The organism is Microcoleus vaginatus HSN003, assembly GCF_022701255.1.
GTDB classification, from domain to species: Bacteria; Cyanobacteriota; Cyanobacteriia; order Cyanobacteriales; family Microcoleaceae; genus Microcoleus; species Microcoleus vaginatus_B.
Genome location: NZ_CP031705.1, coordinates 2,146,578 through 2,166,452, shown reverse-complemented (window position 1 = coordinate 2,166,452; position 19,875 = coordinate 2,146,578). Strand labels below are relative to the sequence as shown.

15 protein-coding genes and 1 pseudogene are annotated in these 19,875 nt (G+C 47.3%); 9 read left to right on the top strand and 7 right to left on the bottom strand.

Annotated elements, in window-relative coordinates; translation table 11 throughout:
- Nucleotides 1-75 precede the first annotated feature (75 nt).
- Nucleotides 76-369, top strand: coding sequence for a hypothetical protein (locus D0A37_RS09280; protein WP_242723472.1), 294 nt, complete (start codon nucleotides 76-78; stop codon nucleotides 367-369).
- A gap of 252 nt (nucleotides 370-621) precedes the next feature.
- Here the strand turns inward: D0A37_RS09280 and ileS are convergent, their stop codons facing one another.
- The 5 genes from ileS to D0A37_RS09255 all read right to left on the bottom strand — a co-directional run bounded on the left by ileS (nucleotide 622) and on the right by D0A37_RS09255 (nucleotide 6,774).
- Nucleotides 622-4,212 carry an isoleucine--tRNA ligase gene (gene ileS, locus D0A37_RS09275; protein WP_242723470.1) on the bottom strand — a complete coding sequence of 1,197 codons (3,591 nt, stop codon included), beginning with the start codon at nucleotides 4,210-4,212 and terminating at the stop codon, nucleotides 622-624.
- A gap of 264 nt (nucleotides 4,213-4,476) precedes the next feature.
- Nucleotides 4,477-5,040: a Uma2 family endonuclease gene (locus D0A37_RS09270; RefSeq protein ID WP_242723468.1), complete on the bottom strand. Its 564-nt coding sequence runs from the start codon at nucleotides 5,038-5,040 to the stop codon at nucleotides 4,477-4,479.
- Nucleotides 5,041-5,562: 522 nt separating this feature from the next.
- Nucleotides 5,563-5,973, bottom strand: coding sequence for an Npun_F0494 family protein (locus tag D0A37_RS09265; RefSeq protein ID WP_242723466.1), 411 nt, complete (start codon nucleotides 5,971-5,973; stop codon nucleotides 5,563-5,565).
- Nucleotides 5,974-6,131: 158 nt separating this feature from the next.
- A complete protein-coding gene (locus D0A37_RS09260; RefSeq protein ID WP_242723463.1) occupies nucleotides 6,132-6,464 on the bottom strand; it encodes a DUF5615 family PIN-like protein in 333 nt (110 codons plus the stop codon).
- Nucleotides 6,457-6,774, bottom strand: coding sequence for a DUF433 domain-containing protein (locus D0A37_RS09255; RefSeq protein WP_242723461.1), 318 nt, complete (start codon nucleotides 6,772-6,774; stop codon nucleotides 6,457-6,459). The genes D0A37_RS09260 and D0A37_RS09255 overlap by 8 nt, the downstream gene beginning before the upstream one ends.
- A gap of 284 nt (nucleotides 6,775-7,058) precedes the next feature.
- Here D0A37_RS09255 and D0A37_RS09250 point away from each other — a divergent pair, with 284 nt between their 5' ends.
- Nucleotides 7,059-7,499, top strand: coding sequence for a peroxiredoxin (locus D0A37_RS09250; RefSeq protein ID WP_242723459.1), 441 nt, complete (start codon nucleotides 7,059-7,061; stop codon nucleotides 7,497-7,499).
- 435 nt (nucleotides 7,500-7,934) lie between these two features.
- Nucleotides 7,935-10,589 carry a C39 family peptidase gene (locus D0A37_RS09245; RefSeq protein ID WP_242723457.1) on the top strand — a complete coding sequence of 885 codons (2,655 nt, stop codon included), beginning with the start codon at nucleotides 7,935-7,937 and terminating at the stop codon, nucleotides 10,587-10,589.
- Between the two features lie 96 nt (nucleotides 10,590-10,685).
- Here D0A37_RS09245 and D0A37_RS09240 read toward each other — a convergent pair whose 3' ends face one another.
- Nucleotides 10,686-11,573, bottom strand: a complete 888-nt coding sequence (locus tag D0A37_RS09240) for a PEP-CTERM sorting domain-containing protein (protein ID WP_242723455.1) — start codon at nucleotides 11,571-11,573, stop codon at nucleotides 10,686-10,688.
- A gap of 554 nt (nucleotides 11,574-12,127) precedes the next feature.
- On the opposite strand from D0A37_RS09240, the gene D0A37_RS09235 reads away from it, so the two are divergent.
- Complete coding sequence (locus D0A37_RS09235; protein ID WP_242723453.1) at nucleotides 12,128-12,286, top strand: hypothetical protein; 159 nt, start codon at nucleotides 12,128-12,130, stop codon at nucleotides 12,284-12,286.
- 185 nt (nucleotides 12,287-12,471) lie between these two features.
- Here the strand turns inward: D0A37_RS09235 and D0A37_RS09230 are convergent, their stop codons facing one another.
- Complete coding sequence (locus D0A37_RS09230; protein ID WP_242723451.1) at nucleotides 12,472-12,687, bottom strand: hypothetical protein; 216 nt, start codon at nucleotides 12,685-12,687, stop codon at nucleotides 12,472-12,474.
- A gap of 611 nt (nucleotides 12,688-13,298) precedes the next feature.
- Here D0A37_RS09230 and D0A37_RS09225 point away from each other — a divergent pair.
- From D0A37_RS09225 to D0A37_RS09210, 5 genes and pseudogenes are all read left to right on the top strand, one after another.
- Nucleotides 13,299-14,837, top strand: a pseudogene (locus D0A37_RS09225) (ferredoxin--nitrite reductase); the annotation flags it as partial.
- Nucleotides 14,838-14,855: 18 nt separating this feature from the next.
- Entirely contained in the window at nucleotides 14,856-15,185 is a 330-nt protein-coding gene (locus D0A37_RS29410; RefSeq protein WP_445240199.1) for a 2Fe-2S iron-sulfur cluster-binding protein, read from the top strand.
- A 91-nt stretch (nucleotides 15,186-15,276) separates the two neighbouring features.
- Nucleotides 15,277-16,599, top strand: a complete 1,323-nt coding sequence (locus D0A37_RS09220) for a CmpA/NrtA family ABC transporter substrate-binding protein (protein WP_242723447.1) — start codon at nucleotides 15,277-15,279, stop codon at nucleotides 16,597-16,599.
- A gap of 166 nt (nucleotides 16,600-16,765) precedes the next feature.
- On the top strand, nucleotides 16,766-17,635 hold the full coding sequence (gene ntrB, locus D0A37_RS09215) for a nitrate ABC transporter permease (RefSeq protein ID WP_242723445.1): 870 nt from the start codon (nucleotides 16,766-16,768) through the stop codon (nucleotides 17,633-17,635).
- Nucleotides 17,636-17,779: 144 nt separating this feature from the next.
- A complete protein-coding gene (locus D0A37_RS09210; RefSeq protein ID WP_242723443.1) occupies nucleotides 17,780-19,804 on the top strand; it encodes an ABC transporter ATP-binding/substrate-binding protein in 2,025 nt (674 codons plus the stop codon).
- The last annotated feature ends 71 nt before the right edge of the window (nucleotides 19,805-19,875 follow it).

Here is a 19,875-nt window from a genome sequence, read left to right as displayed (position 1 = left end):
CAATTGCTAAGTCGCTTGCTAAATACTGTCACTTGATTATCAAAAAACGTAAGATAAAACTTAGTAATTTGGCTGATGAGGAAATGTGTTTGCTACTTGTTGCTATTAATATCTTTTTTCTGGGTGGCGCTTCCTGCTGACGCCTCTGTATGCCGCAATTATCGAGGGCGCGAGATTTGCATTGTCGATATCAAACGCAGTGCGAAAAACTATTGGGAATACAGGGTAATTCTGAGTGTTGATGGAGTTAAACAGCCTCTGGAAGTCTACAATTGCCGCGATCGCACTACAGTTAAGAAAGATGGAACTGTTTTGGCGTTTGGACAAAACAACCCTGGCGAAATCGTCTGCGGTTTTTTTAAGAAATAGCATATTCGGGACGCTGCTCAAAGCCCATCCCACTCATTGTTTGATTGATTTAACTGGTTCAAAGGCTCTGCCTTGGAACCCATATAAGCGAGGCTCTGCCTCGGCTGGGAAGATGGAGGCAGAGCCTCCGGATCTGCGTTACCAGGCAGGAGCCTGGTAACGAGTAGATAGTGAAGCAATCACGGAGTCTGCGATTGCTTCGCGTATAGCTCGCAATGGCAGTTACAGCGGTGTGCGGTGTACATCATACGGTTAGAATTTGTCGTCTACTGCTGACACGCAGCGTTCGCAAATTACCGGATGTTCGATCGACTCGCTGACGTGAGTCGAGTAATTCCAGCAGCGATCGCACTTTTCCCCGTCTGCTTTCACTACACCAATCGCCAACTCAGGAGACTGATAACTGTACGGCAATTCTTGCAGAATTTCATTCGATTCTACCAGTTCCACTTCCGAAGTAATGAACAAATACCGCAGTTCATCTACACCCTTGCCGGTCATTGTAGAATCGTGCGTTACAGCTATGGAAGCAGGAATTTCTGGTTTGGGTTCGATCGCAACTAATTCTGCTTGCGGGATTTGGGGTGTTTCTACAAGCGCCGTTTCTACTGGGGCTGTTTGTACGATCGCCTGTGTTTCTTCTACCAGCACAAGCGCTGCTTCTACTGGCGGTGCGAGTACGATCGCCTGTGTTTCTGCAAGCACAAGCCCGCTTGTCCGCCCCACCACATCTGCTGTCATAAAATCAATCTTTTGAGCCAGTTGTTGACGGTTGGCGGCAAACAGCAAGTGACGGAAAGCAAACCAGATTGTAAATAAGATGCCGATGACTTCCAATAAGCCTCCCAAAAGCGGAATCTGATTCATCGTATCCAAAATCGCCAGCGTTACTCGGCCCGTTATCAACACAGAGGCTAACAGTCCAAGTGTGACCAGCGCTTTTTGGTATTCTGTAAAAAAGTTCCCCGCGTATTCAGGCAAATTAGCCACAAAGTCGGCGCTTCGATCTAAGATTTGCTGCAAATCTAAAGCCGTGGTTTCCGGGGCCGAATACTGTACGATCTGAGAAGATCGATCGCCCTTTTCTCTCGTTTCCGCCTCAACATAAACTGTGTTTTCTGTCAACACTTTGGCAACTTTTGCCGCTTGTTCTTCCTGTTGATCTTGTGCTGCTTTTGCTTTCTCCTCTGCTGCTAACTCGATGACTGAATTTTGCGATCGTACATAATCCACCAATTCTTCGCTGCTGGGATTCAAAGCTTGCAATTGCTGTCTTTTTTCCACATCGGGAACATACACCAAAACCTTAGCTTCCAAAGAAGAACCGATCGCCTTTTCCATCCGGGCTTTTTCCAAAACCTTGTTAACTTCGCCGCGCACTTGTCGCAAATACTGCCAGCGAGTAGCCAATTCTGGATTGTGCCATGAAGCATCTATTTGCACCCAGCCGGCTTCAAACACGGACTTGTAAGGAGTCGGATAGGGAAGGTACTGCCAAATATCCTCAGCCATGTGACACAACACAGGTGCGATCGCCCTTGCTAAATTCTCCACAGCAATTGCAATCACCGTCTGACAACTGCGGCGGCGAAGGGTATCTGTCGCGCTGATGTAAAGTCTGTCTTTGGCAATATCCAAGTAAAAATTCGACAAATCCACCGTGCAGAAATTCTGCACTGTTTGGAAAAATCGGGAAAATTGGAAGCTTTCAAAAGCATCTTGGACTTCCGCAAAAACCTCGCCCATTCTGTGCAGCATATAGCGATCGAGTTCCGGCAATTCCTCGTAAGCAACGCCATCTTTTGCCGGGTCAAAGTCGTGCAAATTGCCCAGCAAAAACTTAGCTGTATTGCGAATTTTGCGGTAAACATCCGACTGCTGTTTGAGAATGTTTTTGCCCAACGGCACGTCTGCCGAGTAGTCTACCGAAGACACCCACAACCGCAAAACATCGGCTCCATATTCCTTAATTACGGCTGCCGGATCGACGACATTGCCTTCAGATTTGCTCATCTTGCGGCCTTTTTCATCCAGCACAAAACCGTGAGTCAAAACTGTTTTGTAAGGAGCGACGCCGTTAGTTGCTACACTGGTCAGCAAGCTCGATTGAAACCAGCCGCGGTGTTGGTCTGAACCTTCCAAATAGATATCAGCAGGATAGTTTAATTCCGATCGACCTTGGGCAACTGCGGCCCAGGAAGAACCCGAGTCAAACCACACATCCATCGTGTCTGTACCTTTGCGGTAAGTGCGGCCGTTATTGCGGTAAGATTCCGGCAGCAATTCATCGATCGACAATTCCCACCAAGCATCGGAACCTTTCTCGGCAAAAAGGGCTTGCACATGGGCGATCGTTTCTTCATTTAACAGGGGTTCGTTGGTTTCTTCGTCGTAGAATACGGGAATGGGAACGCCCCAAGTCCGCTGGCGAGAAATACACCAATCCGATCGATCACCCACCATTGCAGTAATCCGATTTTCCCCTTGGGCGGGAATCCAATTCACCTCGGCGATCGCTTTTAATGCTTCATCTCGGAACCCTTCAACCGAGGCAAACCACTGTTCTGTTGCCCGAAAAATGGTCGGCTTTTTCGTGCGCCAATCGTAAGGATAAGAGTGAGCGTAACTTTCCTCTTTAATCAAACAATTTGCGTCAGCAAGGGCATCAATGACTGCGCCATTGCCGTTTCCGAGGACATTTAAACCTACAAACTGTCCGGCTTCTGCGGTGAAGTTTCCGTTTTCATCTACGGGCGTTAAAACTGGCAAACCACAGCGTTTTCCGACGATAAAGTCTTCTTGTCCGTGGCCTGGTGCGGTGTGCACTAATCCGGTTCCTGAGTCAGCGGTAATGTAGTCACCGCCGGCAACAATTGGACTTTCGCGATCGAACAGCGGGTGTTTGTAGCTGCAACCTTCTAATTCTTTGCCTTTGAAGGTAGCAAGTATTTTTAATTGAGTGTTAAAAGTTGCCGACAGCCGATCGACCGCATCGACAGCTACTAAGATAAATTGTTGTGCGATGTTGGAATTTGCCGGCGGTTCCACCACCGCATAAGTTAGTTCGGGATTAACTGCGATCGCCAAGTTTGCCGGAATCGTCCAGGGGGTAGTCGTCCAAATCGCCGCCCAGAGGCTCGGCATATAGCGCTTGAGCTTCTGTTGCAAAGATTTTGACAATTTTCTCACATGAAAGCCGACGTAGATGCTGCGCGACGTGTGGCCTTCGGGATATTCCAATTCCGCTTCGGCGAGGGCGGTTTTCGAGCTCGGGCTCCAGTGAACAGGTTTGAAGCCGCGGTAGATGTAGCCTTTGAGCACCATTTGACCGAAAACGCCGATTTGAGCGGCTTCGTATTCGGGTTTCATGGTTAAATACGGGTGTTCCCAGTCGCCCCAAACGCCGTAGCGCTGGAAGGATTCGCGCTGCTGTTCCATTGTTTGCTGCGCGAAGGTGGCGGCTTTGTGGCGGAGTTCGATCGGGGTAAGATTTAGCCGCTCCTCCGATTTCATGTTCTGCAATACTTTAAGTTCGATCGGCAATCCATGACAATCCCAACCCGGCACGTAGCGGACTTTTTTGCCGCGCAGCATTTGGTAGCGGTTGATAAAATCTTTGAGGATTTTGTTGAGGGCGTGGCCGATGTGAAGTTGTCCGTTGGCGTAGGGTGGCCCGTCGTGCAGGATGAACAAGTCGCCTGGGTTATTTTCCGAGAGGCGATCGTAGATTTCTTGATCGGCCCAAAATTGTTGCAATTCTGGTTCCCGTTTGACGGCGTTGGCGCGCATATCAAACTTGGTTTTGGGCAGGTTTACGGTGTCTTTGTAAGATTTAGCTTCCATTTTTGAGAAACGTTTTATGTAGTTAGTTGTTAGTAGTTAGCGGTTATTTGAGAGATGATATCAAGTCCGGTTAAATAATCCTAATTAAGTTTGTACTGATAACTTTAGTTTTCTCTCGTCCTTGAAGTGCTGACAACCAGATATTTTAGTATAAGCGATCGACCGCACATTTGAGCGAAGCAAATCCGTAGGGCGATCTCTCTTCTCCCTCCTCCGCGCCCTCTGCGCCCTCTGCGGTTAAATCATTCATAAACCGAGGTGGCACTACTCAGTCAGCCAACTGAACATTTCACCGACGGTGAGATTAAAGGATTCGGCAAAGGTTGGAACGGGGATGCGATCGCCCGGTTCTTCAAAAACTGCTATGGTGCGATCGGCAAAATAGACAAATACCAGTTCTTCTTCCGGGTCAATCAGCCAGCCCATCTGAGTCCCGTGGGCGAGACTGTGGAGAATGTTGCGGACGACTTTAGTTTGACTTTGGTCGGGGGAAAGAATTTCGATTGTCCAGTCGGGGGCGATGGCGAAAGTGTTGGCTACTTCGCCGTTTTCGTCGCGGGGAATGCGTTCCCAGGTAAAGACTGCAAGATCGGGTACTGTCGATCGACCACCAAAGGTACAGCGTAATTCTGGATAGGCGCGGGCGATGCGTTGCGGTTTGAGTACCCGGTTGATGTCACCACCCAAATCGCTTTGAATTGTGCTGTGTTTTCCTTGGGGCATAGGTTTCTGGATAATTTGACCGTCGATGAATTCGCTGGCGGGTTTGGTTTCCGACAGTTGGAGAAATTCATCGAGACTCAAAGGTTTAGAAGCGGTTTGAACCATTATTTTTATTTGATTTAAGTTTAATTTGTATTAGTTAAGCGATCGCGAATTTAATTTATACTCACATCTTGCATCATTTTTAAGAACAGGCTTTCCGGCCTGTTCCACAAAAAAGCATAAATTTCCTGGTGGGCTTCTCCGCGAAAGAAAACACACCCCAGTCCTTCTAAGAAACTCAAGTGCGATCGCGGTCTAACTCGTTTGACGGCGAGTCCGACAGGGATTGAAATCCCTGTCTCATAGCGCAAGTCCTCTGCAAGAGGACTGAGGAGGTTGATTAACGTGCAATGCGAAACTCAACATCGAGTTAATTTGAGACTTGCAGTCGGTTTTAACTCACATCTTGCACCATTCTCAAGAACAGGCAAGATGCCTGTTCCACAAGAAAATTCACTCTTTGTGGAACAGGCATCTTGCCTGTTCATAAAAAGCTTATTGAGAATGGTGCAAGATCTCACTTTTAACCGACTTTTGCTATGAGACAGGGAATTCATTCCCTGTCGGACAGCAAGCGAGAAAAGGTCATAGAAATAGTCCCAACCCGCGGCTGACGGCATTTCCCATGCGATCGCACAATGACGCGGCCGGCACTCCCTGTCCTTCCTGTTCCCATTTTTCCACGAGTTGGCGGCCCAGCGGCGTGAGGCGAAAACTGTCGGTAATCCCTTGTCCGTCTACTTCTCGCCGCAACACGCCGACTTGGATCAGCCACAGTAGGGAGTTTTCGGCTACGAGTTCGGATACGGGCGATCGAGTGTAGCCGCTTTCGACACCCGCATTTGAGGCGATCGCACTTAGGAAAACACTGTTATCGCGGATTGTCTGGAAGAAGTGTAATTGAAAAGGGCTGCACCGGATCGCGCGATCGGCTCTTTTGACGGTGCGGCTGGGATAACTAATAGATTTAAACGCTTCGGATGGGAGAAAAGTCATTGCGAGAACTTTTGAGTAGCTACTACTTTTATCATCACCTATTTAGAGTCAGGAGAGTAGAGTTGGGAAAAATATAGCCAAATATGACCTTATCTCGACCGATCCAAAACTGCGGTAGGATACGATTAATACTCAGGCTCCAAGTGCCTCGCCTATTTTTACAAATACTCCAAATGATTGTTCATTTCTTCAGCATTCACTACCTCCCAAATTAATACTAATCCTTGCAAAATTTCCCCAATCGATTTACTGGTTTGTAAACAGTAAACAATACCCGCGTGAGACAAACCTGCATGATGCAGTCTTAAAAAATCCGTATCTTGGGTAAAAATTACTCGCTCTTGAGACAGGGAAAATGCTAATTGTTGTTCGTCGGATTGCCCAATCATTCCTTGTTCTGGAGTTGTGGTGACATCAATTCCACGTCTTCGCAATCCATTCGCTATGGCAAGAGTTATATTTTCGTCGAGATGGAATTTTATCTTAGCCATGTTGACGATTTTTTAATTTTTGTTGCAATAGCGATGGGGTTTGAGCTTTCAATTGGCTGGCAAATTCTGCATCTGCTTCGATTGCTGAGCGAATTTCATCTCGACGATCGTGATAATAGGCTAAAGCTGCATAGATATCAGATAAAGTAATACTCGGATAGTGATACAGAATTTCGTCTGGTGACATTCCCATTTGTTCGTGCCAAACAACTATATCCTGAACTCGGATGCGATGTCCAGCGATACGAGGTTTTCCCCCACAGATTCCTGGGGTGATTTCGATATGTTCTTTAATCACGGCGATCGACATGGTAGGGAATTAATATAGGATGTGTCTTCTATTTTATGACAGGCTAGACGAGTTTGGCTGTAAAAGGCATTTTAAGCTATGGTATTTTTGATGGATATTGCGAATTTCCGCCGTCGCCAATGGACTTGAGTCAAGGTGATTGCTTGAACTGGAACTCGAATAACGAGCGTAGCATATTCGAGTTCCCGATCGAGAAAAGCGATTTCAATCGCCGATACCTTTTTCGATCGCCCAAGCCCAAAATCAATTAAAATACATTTATAAATCCCAAGGGAAACAAAACTATGACATTACCAGTTGGGTGCGCCGCCCCTCAGTTTACCGCCAAAGACACAAACGGCAACACCGTCTCGCTGTCCCAATTCGCCGGTAAAACCGTCATCTTGTATTTCTACCCTAAAGATGACACCCCCGGCTGCACAAGACAAGCCCAAAGCTTCAAAGCAGCTTATGAAGAATACAAGGGCAAAGATCTTGTAATTCTCGGTGTCAGCCGAGACAACGAGGAATCGCACCAAAAGTTCACAGAAAAATACGGTTTGCCTTTCCAGCTATTAGCAGATGTTGATGGCACGATTACCAAAGCTTACGATGTCGAGAAAGGCGATTATGCCAAGCGCGTTACTTTCGTCATCGACGGCACCGGCAAAATTATTCAGGTTTATGAAGGGGAAACCATGAAAGTTGACACTCACGCTCAAGATATTCTTGTAACCATAGTTTAGTCGAATTTTAGCCGATCGCACTAACATTCCTGGACGCACCAAACGGCTAAAAACCCGGTTTCTTCCTAGATGCCTCGTTGCTATAGGCAATATTCTCGTAGAAACCGGGTTTTTTTCGTAAGTCCTGACTCAGCAAGTGAGGGGTCAAGGGTACAGGGGGGAAGCAACCTACTCGCACTAAATTCCTTCCCTCAAAACTTGCACCACACATCCGCTCAACCAGGCATATATTCAGTTAAGGTGCTTATGGTACGTCTAAAGTTAGATTTGTGGCGCAACTCCCGCCAATAATTAAAAACTTATACTGGAAAAGGCATTAACCGCTCGTAGGCTAAATCTAGGGGCGATTTTTTCCTGGTTCGGGTCATTGTGTTTGATAAAATCAGAAGTTATCCTTGCTTTAGCTGAATAACTAAGTAGGTAGAGGGATATATAATGACAATCAACAACATTATTTTGAGTTACTTAGGCCCGCGAGAAATTGAGGCCAATAGAGCCACTGTCTTAGTTGGCAGTTTTGACAAAAATCGAGTGGCAGCGATTTCAGCAGCAGAAGGCTCAAATGCGCTGAATGTGGGGATCAATCTCTCTAGAGGCTTTTGGAACATCAGTTTAGAAAAAGGATTCGATAGCGCAGGAACTCGCACACTGCAAGTGAGGGCAACTGATAAAACCGGCAAAGTTATCGGCCAACAAACAATTAACATCAAAGTTAATCCTGCTTCTCAGTCACCCGCTCAATTCTTCACGTTAATTACTCTCACAGATACCAAATTCAAAGTCGGAACACTGCCCGCAAGCAATCTCAACAACCTGCAAAAAGCGGATATACCAGCAGGTAAAACTTATCAAATTAGGGACTACGAGTTAGAAGACGGTCACCTGAATGTTCAACTAAATAATCCAATTCCTCCGGTGGGAACCTCGGGCTTTTTCTACGAAAAACACGTCCTCATAACCAAAGGCGCAAAAATTCTCATATTCGATCGCGCCGAGTTGCCGGCCCCGCCACCTGGAATGCAGTTACTGTGGGTTATCAAAAAGACCTGGTTAAAGCTCAACCCGACAGATTCTGCTACTTTAGGATCAACTCAGAAATTACAATTTAACCCCGGAGAAACTTTTAATATTCTCGGCTACGCTTGCGTGGAAAACCATTTCCGAGTCGCTTTTGCTCAGGCAGTTCCTAACTTAGGAACTTCGGGGTTTCTGTACTGGCAGCACGTCCAAATTTTGCGAGACGGCCGGGGAATTGAGTATGATAGAAATGCAGTTACGATGACAATCATCAAAACGACTGTATTTAAAAAGCGGCCGATAAATGCCGCTAGCCTGCCACCCCAAGAAAAAATTACCTTGCCGGCAGGAATGATTTACGGAATTGCCGGATTCTCGATCGAACAAAGCCACATGAAAGTCTCTCTGACCGAGAATTTGCCGCAATTTGGTAATACGGGTTTCATTTATCCCGATTTTGTGCAATTCAGTCGCGGTGGCAAATCTTTTAATCCCGCAGTGAATTTAAGTTATCAAGGGCCGTCAGAAGTTTTAGTAAATCAGCCGATCGTCCTTCGGGGTACTTTTGACAGGCAACAAGCAGCAAAAATTGAGGTGATAGCTGAGGATACATTGCCCCTAACCGTCACGCTAAACCAAGAGACCAGCACTTGGCAAGTTAATTTGTCTAAAGGATTTAGCATAGCGGGAGCTCGGTGGCTCAGGTTGCGAGCCACTGACAGCAAAGGCAACGTTACTGGCAGCCAAATAATTTACATTACCGTAAGTTCCGATCCGCTAACTGTGGGAAAAGGTTTGACCTTAAAGATAGTTTCTGACAGTTTGTTTAAGGTAGCTCCGGTTGATTCTACCCGGCTCGACAATCAGCAAAAAGTTCTTGTCAATGCAGGCCAGACTTTCGCGGTTAGCAAGTACGGATTTATTGACGGGCATCTCAAGGTGGTGCTGGATTCAGAAATTTTGCCGATCGGCAGTTTTGGCTATTTTTATGAACCCGATGTTCAGCTTGCCAAAGGTGATAGAATCCTAAGATTTGACCTAGCAGACGTACCGAATAGCAACGTCAGCGCTCAACTGTTGGTAACTCAAACAACTCAGATTAAAGGTCAACCAGAAGATTCCTCTAAACTGCCTGCAAATCAAGTTGCTCAAATAACTTTAGGCAGCACCTATGCCATCACTGGTTATGCCTGCATTTTGGGGCATTTCCGAGTAACTCTCGCCGAACCTATTCCCGGTTTCGGCAATATCGGATTTATTTATTGGCAGCACGTTCAAATTAAAAAAGACGGCAAAGAAGTTGCCTATGATCCCAGTGCTTTGACGATGACAATCCTGCAAGCAACTGTGTTTAAAAAACGACCTGTAGATGCTGCCAGCCTGAGCAGTGCCGAGAAAACTACGCTGGCTTTAGGTCGAGTTTACGGCGTCAACAGCTACGGTGCGGAAGGATCTCACCTGAAAGTTTCCCTGACTGAAGAACTGCCGAATTTTGGCAATACAGGTTATGTTTTTCCTAGTTTTGTTCAGTTCAAGCGCGGAAATAAAATTTTCGATCCGGTTCCGAACAATGTGGAATTGAACGTGCCGTATTTTTCGCAGCGGGACAATCCGCGTTTTGACTGGTCTACTTGCAACGTAACTTCGATCGCCATGGTGCTTTATTATTACGGCCTTCGTTCGGAGTGGGGCGGACAGTTGGAGGATGAGTTGTTGCAGTGGTGTTTCGACTATGCCGGCCAGGGTTCTCAAACGGATCACAGTGTGCTTTCGGCGCTGATTCAGGCTTACGGGTTTAAGACGAGTTTTAGTACGACTCGCAAATGGGCCGAGGTGCGATCGGAATTGCTAAATCGGCGGCCAGTAGTTTTAGCAGGAGATTTTACTGCGGCTGGTCACATTCTTACTGTAATTGGCTACAATTCTCAAGGTTATATAGTGCAAGATCCTTGGGGAGATGCACTCACTGGTTACAGCGATACTGAGGGAAGAAAGTTGATGTATCCCTACAGTTACGTCAATCAAGTGGCTGGGCCAGATGGGAATGTTTGGGCGCATTTTATCTATCCATAATCCACTCTACGGTGTGCAATTTGTGAGGCACTACGCCTATTAGTAAGGTGTGCATAACAGCTATTCGTAAGGTACTTAATGCACACCCTACCTAACTTAGGAAGTCTTGCGCTTAATTTTGCGTTTTGCTGCGCCAATACCTAAAAAGCTCAATCCTACTAAAGTACCGAACCAAGTAGAAGGTTCGGGTACAGCCTCCAACGATCCCTGAATGGCGATCGCATCGTTAGCGCACTCGGCAAAAAAGTTAGCAATATAGTTCCCCGAAGGCATTGAGGATTTATTGAAACTGAATCCAATTGTTTGAGAACCTACTGCATTAAACTGAGCGAAATTAAGACCGAGGACGCTCAAAGTCGCTGGTGTTAAAAAATTGATTTCTCCTACTTTTGTACCCGTAGCTATTGAGTTGAGAATAGTAGAGTTTCCTGTTTGTTGAAAATAGGGGTCTGTGGCAGCTAAATCGCCCATTGATGGGGTTCCGCCTTGAGATGCCACTACCGTATTGAATTGATTTAAATTGCTAAAGCCAGAGTTAGTTTGGCTAACGCTTTTAGCGGTAACATTTCTGTAAACGCCTGTTGTCGCCACGCCTGAGTCATTTCCCGCAGCAAAGCGGATACCAAACAAGCTGCCGTTTGCGTTAGCTGTATTGAAGTTTTGACCGGAAAAATTGAAGAATAAATCGCCGTAGTTGATGTTGCCTCTTTGAGCTAGTGGGTCGGCAGAGCCTGCTAAACTTAGATTGGAGTTGATGGCGATGAAAGCTGTATCTGATGTTTCTTTGATGGCGAGGCCGTAAAATTCAAATTCCCCACCGCCGATTTGGGGCCCTGTCACGCCGTCGTTGAAGGAATCGATCGCATAATTCCAGCCGTTAGATAGCGTTGCTGCTGTAGCTTTTTGTTGCTGTATTGCGAAAAGGGCACAGAAAATAGCCACTGAGTAAGTCCAGTGGATGCTGTTTTTAGCAATGGATTTCATAAAATGCTCCCTGAGAATGAGTGTTAAAGCATCCTGTCTGTTCGCTCGACTGTTTCTAATTTTCAGTCAATCATATATTTCGCCTGAAAATATTAAAATATTGCTAAAAATTTGGTCGGGCGATCGCATTATATCAACTATGTTGGTTAAAAAAACTAACCAATGGCAGTAACTAAACACAGGATTTATGCAGGCACAGTATAAAGTATGGCTACATAAGTCTTGTATAGGTGAAAATACACTGACTACGGGGTTTAGGCGGTTGAGTCCAGTCATAAACTGTCTGCGAGTCAATGTCCAGGCTTGACGGGCCCTTACAAGATATTATTGTGTTTCCGGTCGATTTACTTAATTGATTTTTTATCAGTTACCAATGATTTTTGGCAATTGGGTGCATGATTTTATAGCTGCCGATGCCTGATTCTGTTAATATTTCGATTGTTTGATTAATAATTTTCATAACTTGCCTGTCATCTCCATCCCTGTTCAATAGACCTCTCCAATAATTATTGTGGAACAGGCATCCTGCCTATTCAAGACAGGGTTTTCTGGAGATGTCTAATAATTATAATTACGTTGCTGGGGATGACTTCATTCCTCAAACTCCTAAAATGCCGATCGCGCACAACAATTTTACTAATTTTACCATAAGCGTTCAACCCAACAGGCTCTCAATTGAGCGTCACAACAGTGAATCAGCACTTTTTCTGTAAGTGTCGCACAAAGCGAGAATTGGATAATCAAAAAAAATCATACGGCAAGAGCGATCGCACGTTTTTATAACACCCAAGAAACTTCCGGCCCTACATCCGCTGTAGGCATCGTGGGTTCCTTCTAACTCGGGCGGTGATTTCTGCACTTGCACCGCTGCATAAATCAATCAAATTTTTAAATGCTGTTAATATATCGCCGACAGTTCGTTGACTATCTTGACTCTTCCCTTAATCACAGAACGCAGCAGGCGGTTGATCGAATGTCTGTATTCATCGTCGAGAGAGTCGTCCAAAACAGCGGCCATCAAGCCGTAGCGATCGGCTAAAGTCAAACAACCCGTATCCGTAACAGAAGCAAGCATTTCGGAAATAGCGCCGGGGATAAGTTGAACAAAAAGCATGAGACGTTCCCTGAATTCGATGCTTATATCATCTCTCGTTCTCCGAAAATTAATAGTGACGCTGGCATAGCACATAACGTGATGTTTTGAGGCAAACTGTGTGACAGCGACCGCTCTAATGTTGTGACGATCTGGTTTTAAGTCTGCGATCGCACTCACAAAATTAATCTTAGATATTCCAATTTCCCCCTCTCCCCTCCTAAATCTAAAGATTTAGAGAGATTTTTCGGTTTTGGGGGTGTCTTTACCCATTTTCCATGTATAAAACGCATCAGGTCGATGCGAAATATTCATAAAACTCAATATTTTGTAAAAATAGCTACGAATATTTACAATCGTGGGCTTTACATTAGCTCATAACCAAGGTGCATCGAAACGCAGCGATCGACCAATCATCGGTAGCAACTATAACCATAAATAGTTTGGCGACGTTCGAGCCAGTGCCCAGTCAAGCTCAAGTTTACAGAAGACCAACCATGCTTAAAAGAAATTCGATCTAGTAACTAAATATACAGTATTAAATCCATACAGTCACTAAGGTTAGCAGGAAACACACACTTTATGCTCCAAGTCAATACCTCCCCACACAAGCCAGCAGCGAGGGTAAACCGATGACCCAAACAGTAGAACCCAAAGCCCAAGCGAGCCTGAACAAGTTTGAAAAACTTAAAGCCGAAAAAGATGGGTTAGCATTAAAAGCCGAACTCGACCACTTCGCCGCCATCGGCTGGGAAGCCATGAACGAAACAGATCGCGAGCACCGCCTCAAATGGCTCGGCATCTTCTTTCGGCCAGTAACTCCCGGCAAATTCATGATGCGGCTGCGCTTGCCCAACGGCATCATTACTAGCAATCAAACCAGAACGCTAGCAGAAATCGTGCAACGCTACGGCGACGACGGCAGCGCCGACATCACCACCAGACAAAACCTGCAATTGCGCGGAATTCGCATCGAAGATGTACCCGACATCTTCCGCCGCCTCAAAGAAGCGGGCATGACCAGCATCCAGTCTGGCATGGACAATGTACGCAACATCACGGGTTCCCCAGTCGCGGGCCTGGACGCCGACGAACTGATTGATACGCGGGAACTGGCGAACCAAGTCCAAGACATGATTACGAACAGCGGCGAAGGCAACCCCGCGTTTTCAAATTTGCCGAGAAAGTTTAATATTGCGATCGCAGGCTGCCGCGACAACTCAGTCCACGCAGAAATCAACGACATCGCCTTCGTACCCGCTTACAAAGACGGCAACATCGGCTTTAACGTTTTAGTCGGCGGCTTCTTCTCCGCCAAACGCTGCGAAGCTGCAATTCCTCTCAACGCATGGGCAAGTCCCAGCGACGTTGTAGATTTGTGCAAAGCAATTTTAACTGTGTTTCGCGATCAAGGCCCGAGAGCAAACCGCCAGAAATCGCGGCTGATGTGGCTGATTGACGAACTCGGAATCGAACAATTCCGAGCCGAAGTCGAACAAGAATTAGGTCGCACTTTGCCCGCCGCTGCACCCAAAGATGAAATCACCTGGGACAAACGCGACCACATCGGCATCTACCCCCAAAAACAATCAGGGCTCAACTATGTAGGGCTGCACGTTCCAGTAGGACGGCTGCAGGCATCGGATTTGTTCGATTTGGCCAGAATCGCCGAGGTTTACGGCAGCGGCGAGCTCAGGCTCACTGTGGAAGAAAACGTGATTATTCCCAACGTTCCCGACTCGCGGATTGAATCGCTGGTCAAAGAACCGCTGTTGGAGCGTTTTTCCATCGAGCCTGCACCGCTGATGCGAGCCTTGGTTTCCTGCACCGGCGCCAAGTTTTGCAACTTCGCCCTCATCGAAACCAAAAGTCGCGCCGTGGCCATGATTGAGGAACTCGATGTCGAACTTTCACTTCCCAAACCTGTGAGAATTCACTGGACGGGTTGCCCCAATTCCTGCGGTCAACCCCAAGTAGCAGACATCGGTTTGATGGGAACAAAAGTTCGCAAGAATGGCAAAACCCTCGAAGGTGTAGACATTTACATGGGAGGCACAGTTGGCAAAGATGCTCATTTGGGTGCTTGCGTCCAAAAAGGCATTCCTTGCGAAGACCTCAAACCGCTGCTGCATCAATTGTTAGTCGAGCAGTTTGGGGCAGTTCCCAAAGAGATTACAGGGGATGTAGCTGTGCTGCACCGGCAACTGGAATTGACGGTTGAGGAGGGCGAAAAGGCAGCCCAGGCACCCAAACCTCAGACATCTACTGTCATTTTCGCTCGATCGGGCAAAGAAGTTGCTTGCAGCGAAGATGAGTACATTCTCGACGTTGCCGAACGAGCCGGGGTCGAACTTGACAGCGATTGCCGAAAGGGAGTTTGTGGCACTTGCAAGCAGAAACTCCTAGAAGGTAATATTGCCGCCTACGACAGCCACCCCGAAGCGGCCGCCGGCTTAGAATCAGGGTTCATTTTAACTTGCAGCGCGCGGGCGATCGGCAAAGTGACGATCGACGCCTAATCTCATAATGTGAGATGCGATGCGAAGGTCGCGAATCAATCTCACATCTCACATTTCCACGATCTCAAAGTACAACAACAATTCAAGACAAATGAGCAACCTTTCTAGAAGAAAATTCATCATCACGGCTGGAGCAACAGCAGCCGGCACCCTCCTAGCCCACGGTTGCAGTTCCGGTCCCACCACATCTAACGCCACTCCCGGTGGCGCATCACCCAGCGCCACCCCCGCCGTCAACATCAACCCTGCCGACGCCCCAGAAGTTACCGCAGCCAAACTCGGATTCATCGCCCTCACCGACGCAGCACCCTTAATCATCGCCCAAGAAAAAGGGTTATTTGCCAAGTACGGCATGAAAGACGTACAAGTTACCAAACAAGCATCTTGGCCAGTTACTCGCGACAACTTAGAACTCGGTTCCGAAAAAGGCGGCATTGACGGCGCCCACATTTTATCCCCGATGCCTTACCAAATGGCATTAGGCACTATTACCAAAGGTAATCAGCCAGTGCCGATGTACATTCTCGCCCGGTTAAATACTAACGGTCAGGCAATTTCTCTCAGCAAAAAATACCTAGATTTAAAAGTAGGTACAGACAGCGCACCTCTGAAAGCAGCTTTTGGTAATCAAAACGTTCCTATTGCGATGACCTTTCCCGGCGGCACCCACGACTTGTGGATACGCTACTGGCTAGCAGCCGGCGGTATTAATCCAGATACAGATGTTTCCGTGATTCCCATACCCCCGCCCCAAATGGTAGCGAACATGAAATCTGGCAGCATGGAAGCCTTTTGCGTAGGCGAACCTTGGAATGCTCAGCTAGTTACTCAAAAGGTAGGATACACCGCCTTAGTAACTGGAGAAATGTGGAAAGATCATCCTGAAAAAGCTTTAGGTTTAAGAGGAGATTGGGTTGACAAAAACCCCAAAGCTGCAAAAGCAATTACAATGGCCGTACTGGAAGCCCAGCAGTGGTGCGACAAGCCAGAAAATCACGATGAAATGTGCCAAATCATCTCTCAAGATAGGTGGTTAAAAGTTCCATTCGCAGATATTATCAATCGCTCTAAAGCTCAAATTGACTACGGTACCGGCCGCATTGAAGCCGCCAGCCCTGTGGCGATGAAATTCTGGGCTGATAATGCTTCTTATCCCTACAAGAGTCACGATGCTTGGTTCTTAGCTGAAAATATTCGCTGGGGTTATATCCCGGCAACTACCGACATCAAAGCCACGGTTGATAAAGTTAACCGCGAAGATATTTGGAAAGCAGCAGCGACAACACTTGGCGTCCCCGCCGCCCAAATTCCTACTACCACTTCTCGCGGTGTCGAAACCTTCTTTGACGGTGTGAAGTTTGACCCAGAAAAACCAGAAGAATATCTGAAGAGTCTGGCAATCAAAAAAGCATAATTAGTTGGTTGAGTGTTGACAGTTGACTGTTGACACTTGACAAATACCTAAAATTGACGGTGTTGGGCCGAGTGAAACGCAGGGTGCGTTCCAGGGGCCAAACCTGCTGAACTCTGTTCAAAGTATCTACAAATAATCGATTATTCACAATACTGCAAAAAGAAAAATGGCAACAAACATCGCTGTTACTAAAAGCAAAAATCCAGTAAATTTCGTTCTGGATCAGGTTCAAAGAAACCGCCGAAAAATCATCCGCCCGCTGGTAGCAATTACAGTTCTGCTGATAATCTGGCAAATCCTCTGCAACAGTCCAGAGTCCAGCTTGCCGGGGCCCATCAAAACTGTCCAAGAAAGCTGGAATCTGATTATCAATCCTTTCTTCGACAACGGCGGTACAGACAAAGGCTTGTTCTGGCAAATTTTGGCTAGCTTGCAGCGGGTGGCGATCGGCTTTACTTTGGCAACAGTTCTCGGCATCAGTTTAGGAATCCTGATCGGCACAAACTCCCTAATGTTCGATGCTTTAGACCCGCTGTTTCAAGTATTCAGAACTATCCCGCCCCTGGCTTGGCTGCCGATCGCCCTGGCCGTATTTCAACAGTTCAATCCCTTTGAAGGCATGGGGATGAAAGCTAACGAAGTTTCTGCACTCTTCGTAATCTTAATTACCGCAATCTGGCCGATTCTAATTAACACCACAGTAGGCGTTCAACAAATACCCCAAGACTACAGAAACGTCGCCCGCGTCTTACGTCTCCCTAACCAAAAATACTTCTGGAAAATCCTGCTTCCCTCTTCTGTTCCTTACATCTTCACTGGCTTGAGAATTGGGATCGGTTTGTCTTGGCTGGCGATCGTAGCTGCGGAAATGTTAGTCGGCGGCGTCGGCATCGGCTTCTTCATCTGGGACGCTTACAACAGTTCTCGACTCAGTGCAGTGATTATAGCAGTGCTTTATGTAGGAGTCGTCGGTTTGATTTTAGACAGAATCGTTGGTTTCATCGCTTCCAAAGTTGTTCCCGAAGAACAGAAATAGGATTGGGTTAACAGTTAATAGTTGACTGTTGACTAACACAAGGTAAGGTGCGCGGCCCGGCGCACCCGGAGCGCGAACAGGGTAAGGTGCAGGCGCACCCTACATTGACTTAATCTACAAATTACAAACTAACCTAAAATAGCCATGTCAGTATTTGTTGAAGTAGACCACGTTGACCGCGTATTTAACTTGCCCAATGGAGAGCAATACATCGCTCTTAAAAATATCGAACTGAAAATTAAAAAAGGAGAATTCATCACCTTAATTGGGCACTCGGGCTGCGGCAAATCTACGCTGCTAAATATCATCGCCGGCCTCGACAAAGCAAGTCAGGGCGGGATTACTTTAGAAGGACGCGAAGTCCGCGATCCAGGCCCAGACAGAATGGTGGTGTTTCAAAATTACTCGCTGCTACCTTGGCTGACGGTGCGCGAAAATATCGCCCTAGCAGTAAATGAAATTTACAGCGGTAACTCTCAAGAAGATCGCGAGTTGGTGATCGAACACCACATTAAATTGGTCGGACTCGGACACGCCGCCGACAAACGCCCAGGCGAAATTTCTGGGGGGATGAAACAAAGAGTTGCGATCGCCCGCGCCCTGGCGATTCGCCCGAAATTGCTGCTGCTAGACGAACCCTTCGGAGCTCTCGATGCTTTAACTCGCGGCGGTTTGCAAGACCAGTTGATGAAAATTTGCGAAGAAAGTAAAGTCACCAGCGTGATGGTAACTCACGACGTGGATGAGGCTTTATTACTGAGCGATCGCATTGTGATGCTCACCAACGGCCCGGAAGCGCAAATCGGGCAAATCCTCGAAGTGAACATTCCCCGCCCCCGCAAACGCATGGAAGTTGTCAACCATCCGAGTTACTACGCACTGCGTAACGAAATGGTTTACTTCCTCAACCAGCAAAAGCGGGTCAAACAGCGCCGCGCCAAACAACAACCGCCTGTCATCGCCCGCAACGGCCTGGAAAAAATCAACCTCGACATCGGCTTTATTCCCCTCACCGACTGCGCCCCCTTAGTAGTAGCTAAAGAAAAAGGATTTTTCAAAGCCCACGGCTTGGAAGAAGTTACTCTCAGCCGTGAACCGGGCTGGAAAGCGATCGCCCAAGGAGTCGCCGAAGGACGGCTGGACGCGGCACAAATGGTCGCAGGAATGCCGATCGCCATGCTATTGGGCATGGACGGTCAAGCCCCTGTACCCGTCTGTAGCGCCCTCACGCTGTCCCGCAACGGCAATTCAATTGTTTTCAGCCAAGACCTTTACAAACAAGGCATTCGGACATTAGGGGATTTCAAAGCTGCGATCGCCAAGAGTCCCGATAAAGCTCACACCTTGGGCATGGTACACTCCGCCTCCATGCACAATCTGCTGTTCCGCTACTGGCTGGCCGCCGGCGGCATTGACCCCGACCTCGACGTGGGCTTGACCGTGATTCCGCCCCCGCAGATGGTATCGAATTTAAAAGCAGGCAACATTGACGGCTATTGCTCAGGCGACCCCTGGAACTCCCACGCAGTCAACAGTGGTACGGGTTTTGTCATGGCCCGTTCCCTCGATATTCTGCCCGGACACATCGAAAAAGTTCTCGGTGTTACCGAAGATTGGGCTCAGAAATATCCTCAAACCCACCTCGCCCTCGTCAAAGCGCTTTTGGAAGCCTGCGACTACTGCGACGATCGCCGCAACCGTGAAGAAGTCCTAGGATTGATTAGCCAAGAACAATACATCGGCGCCGATCCCAAAGACATCCGTCCAGGGTTCATCGATCCGTACAACACCGGTACGGAGGCAGAACCAGAAATGCTCTACCACTTCAACCAGTTCTATGTTGACAAAACCAATTTTCCAGACCGCCTAGAAATGGTGTGGGTGATGGCGCAGATGGCTCGCTGGGGACTGATCCCGTTCCCGAAAAACTGGGTGGAAGTGGTCGATCGAGTTTTGCGGCCCGATGTTTTTGGTCAAGCAGTGCGCGAATTGGGTTTGCCGGATATTGCCAGAGATCGCCGGACGATCGAGCTATTTGACGGCACTGTGTTTAATCTAGACGACCCGATCCAGTATCTTCAGAATGTCAAAATCAAGCGCGCCGTCCGCATTGAAGAAATATTAATTGAACAAATAGGCAGTCAGTGTTCCATCAAACTGCTAGCATAACCAGCAAATAGGAAGAGGGAATGAGGAGCAAGAAATCAGGAAACAAGACTCCATATTTCCCCCTTCCTAAG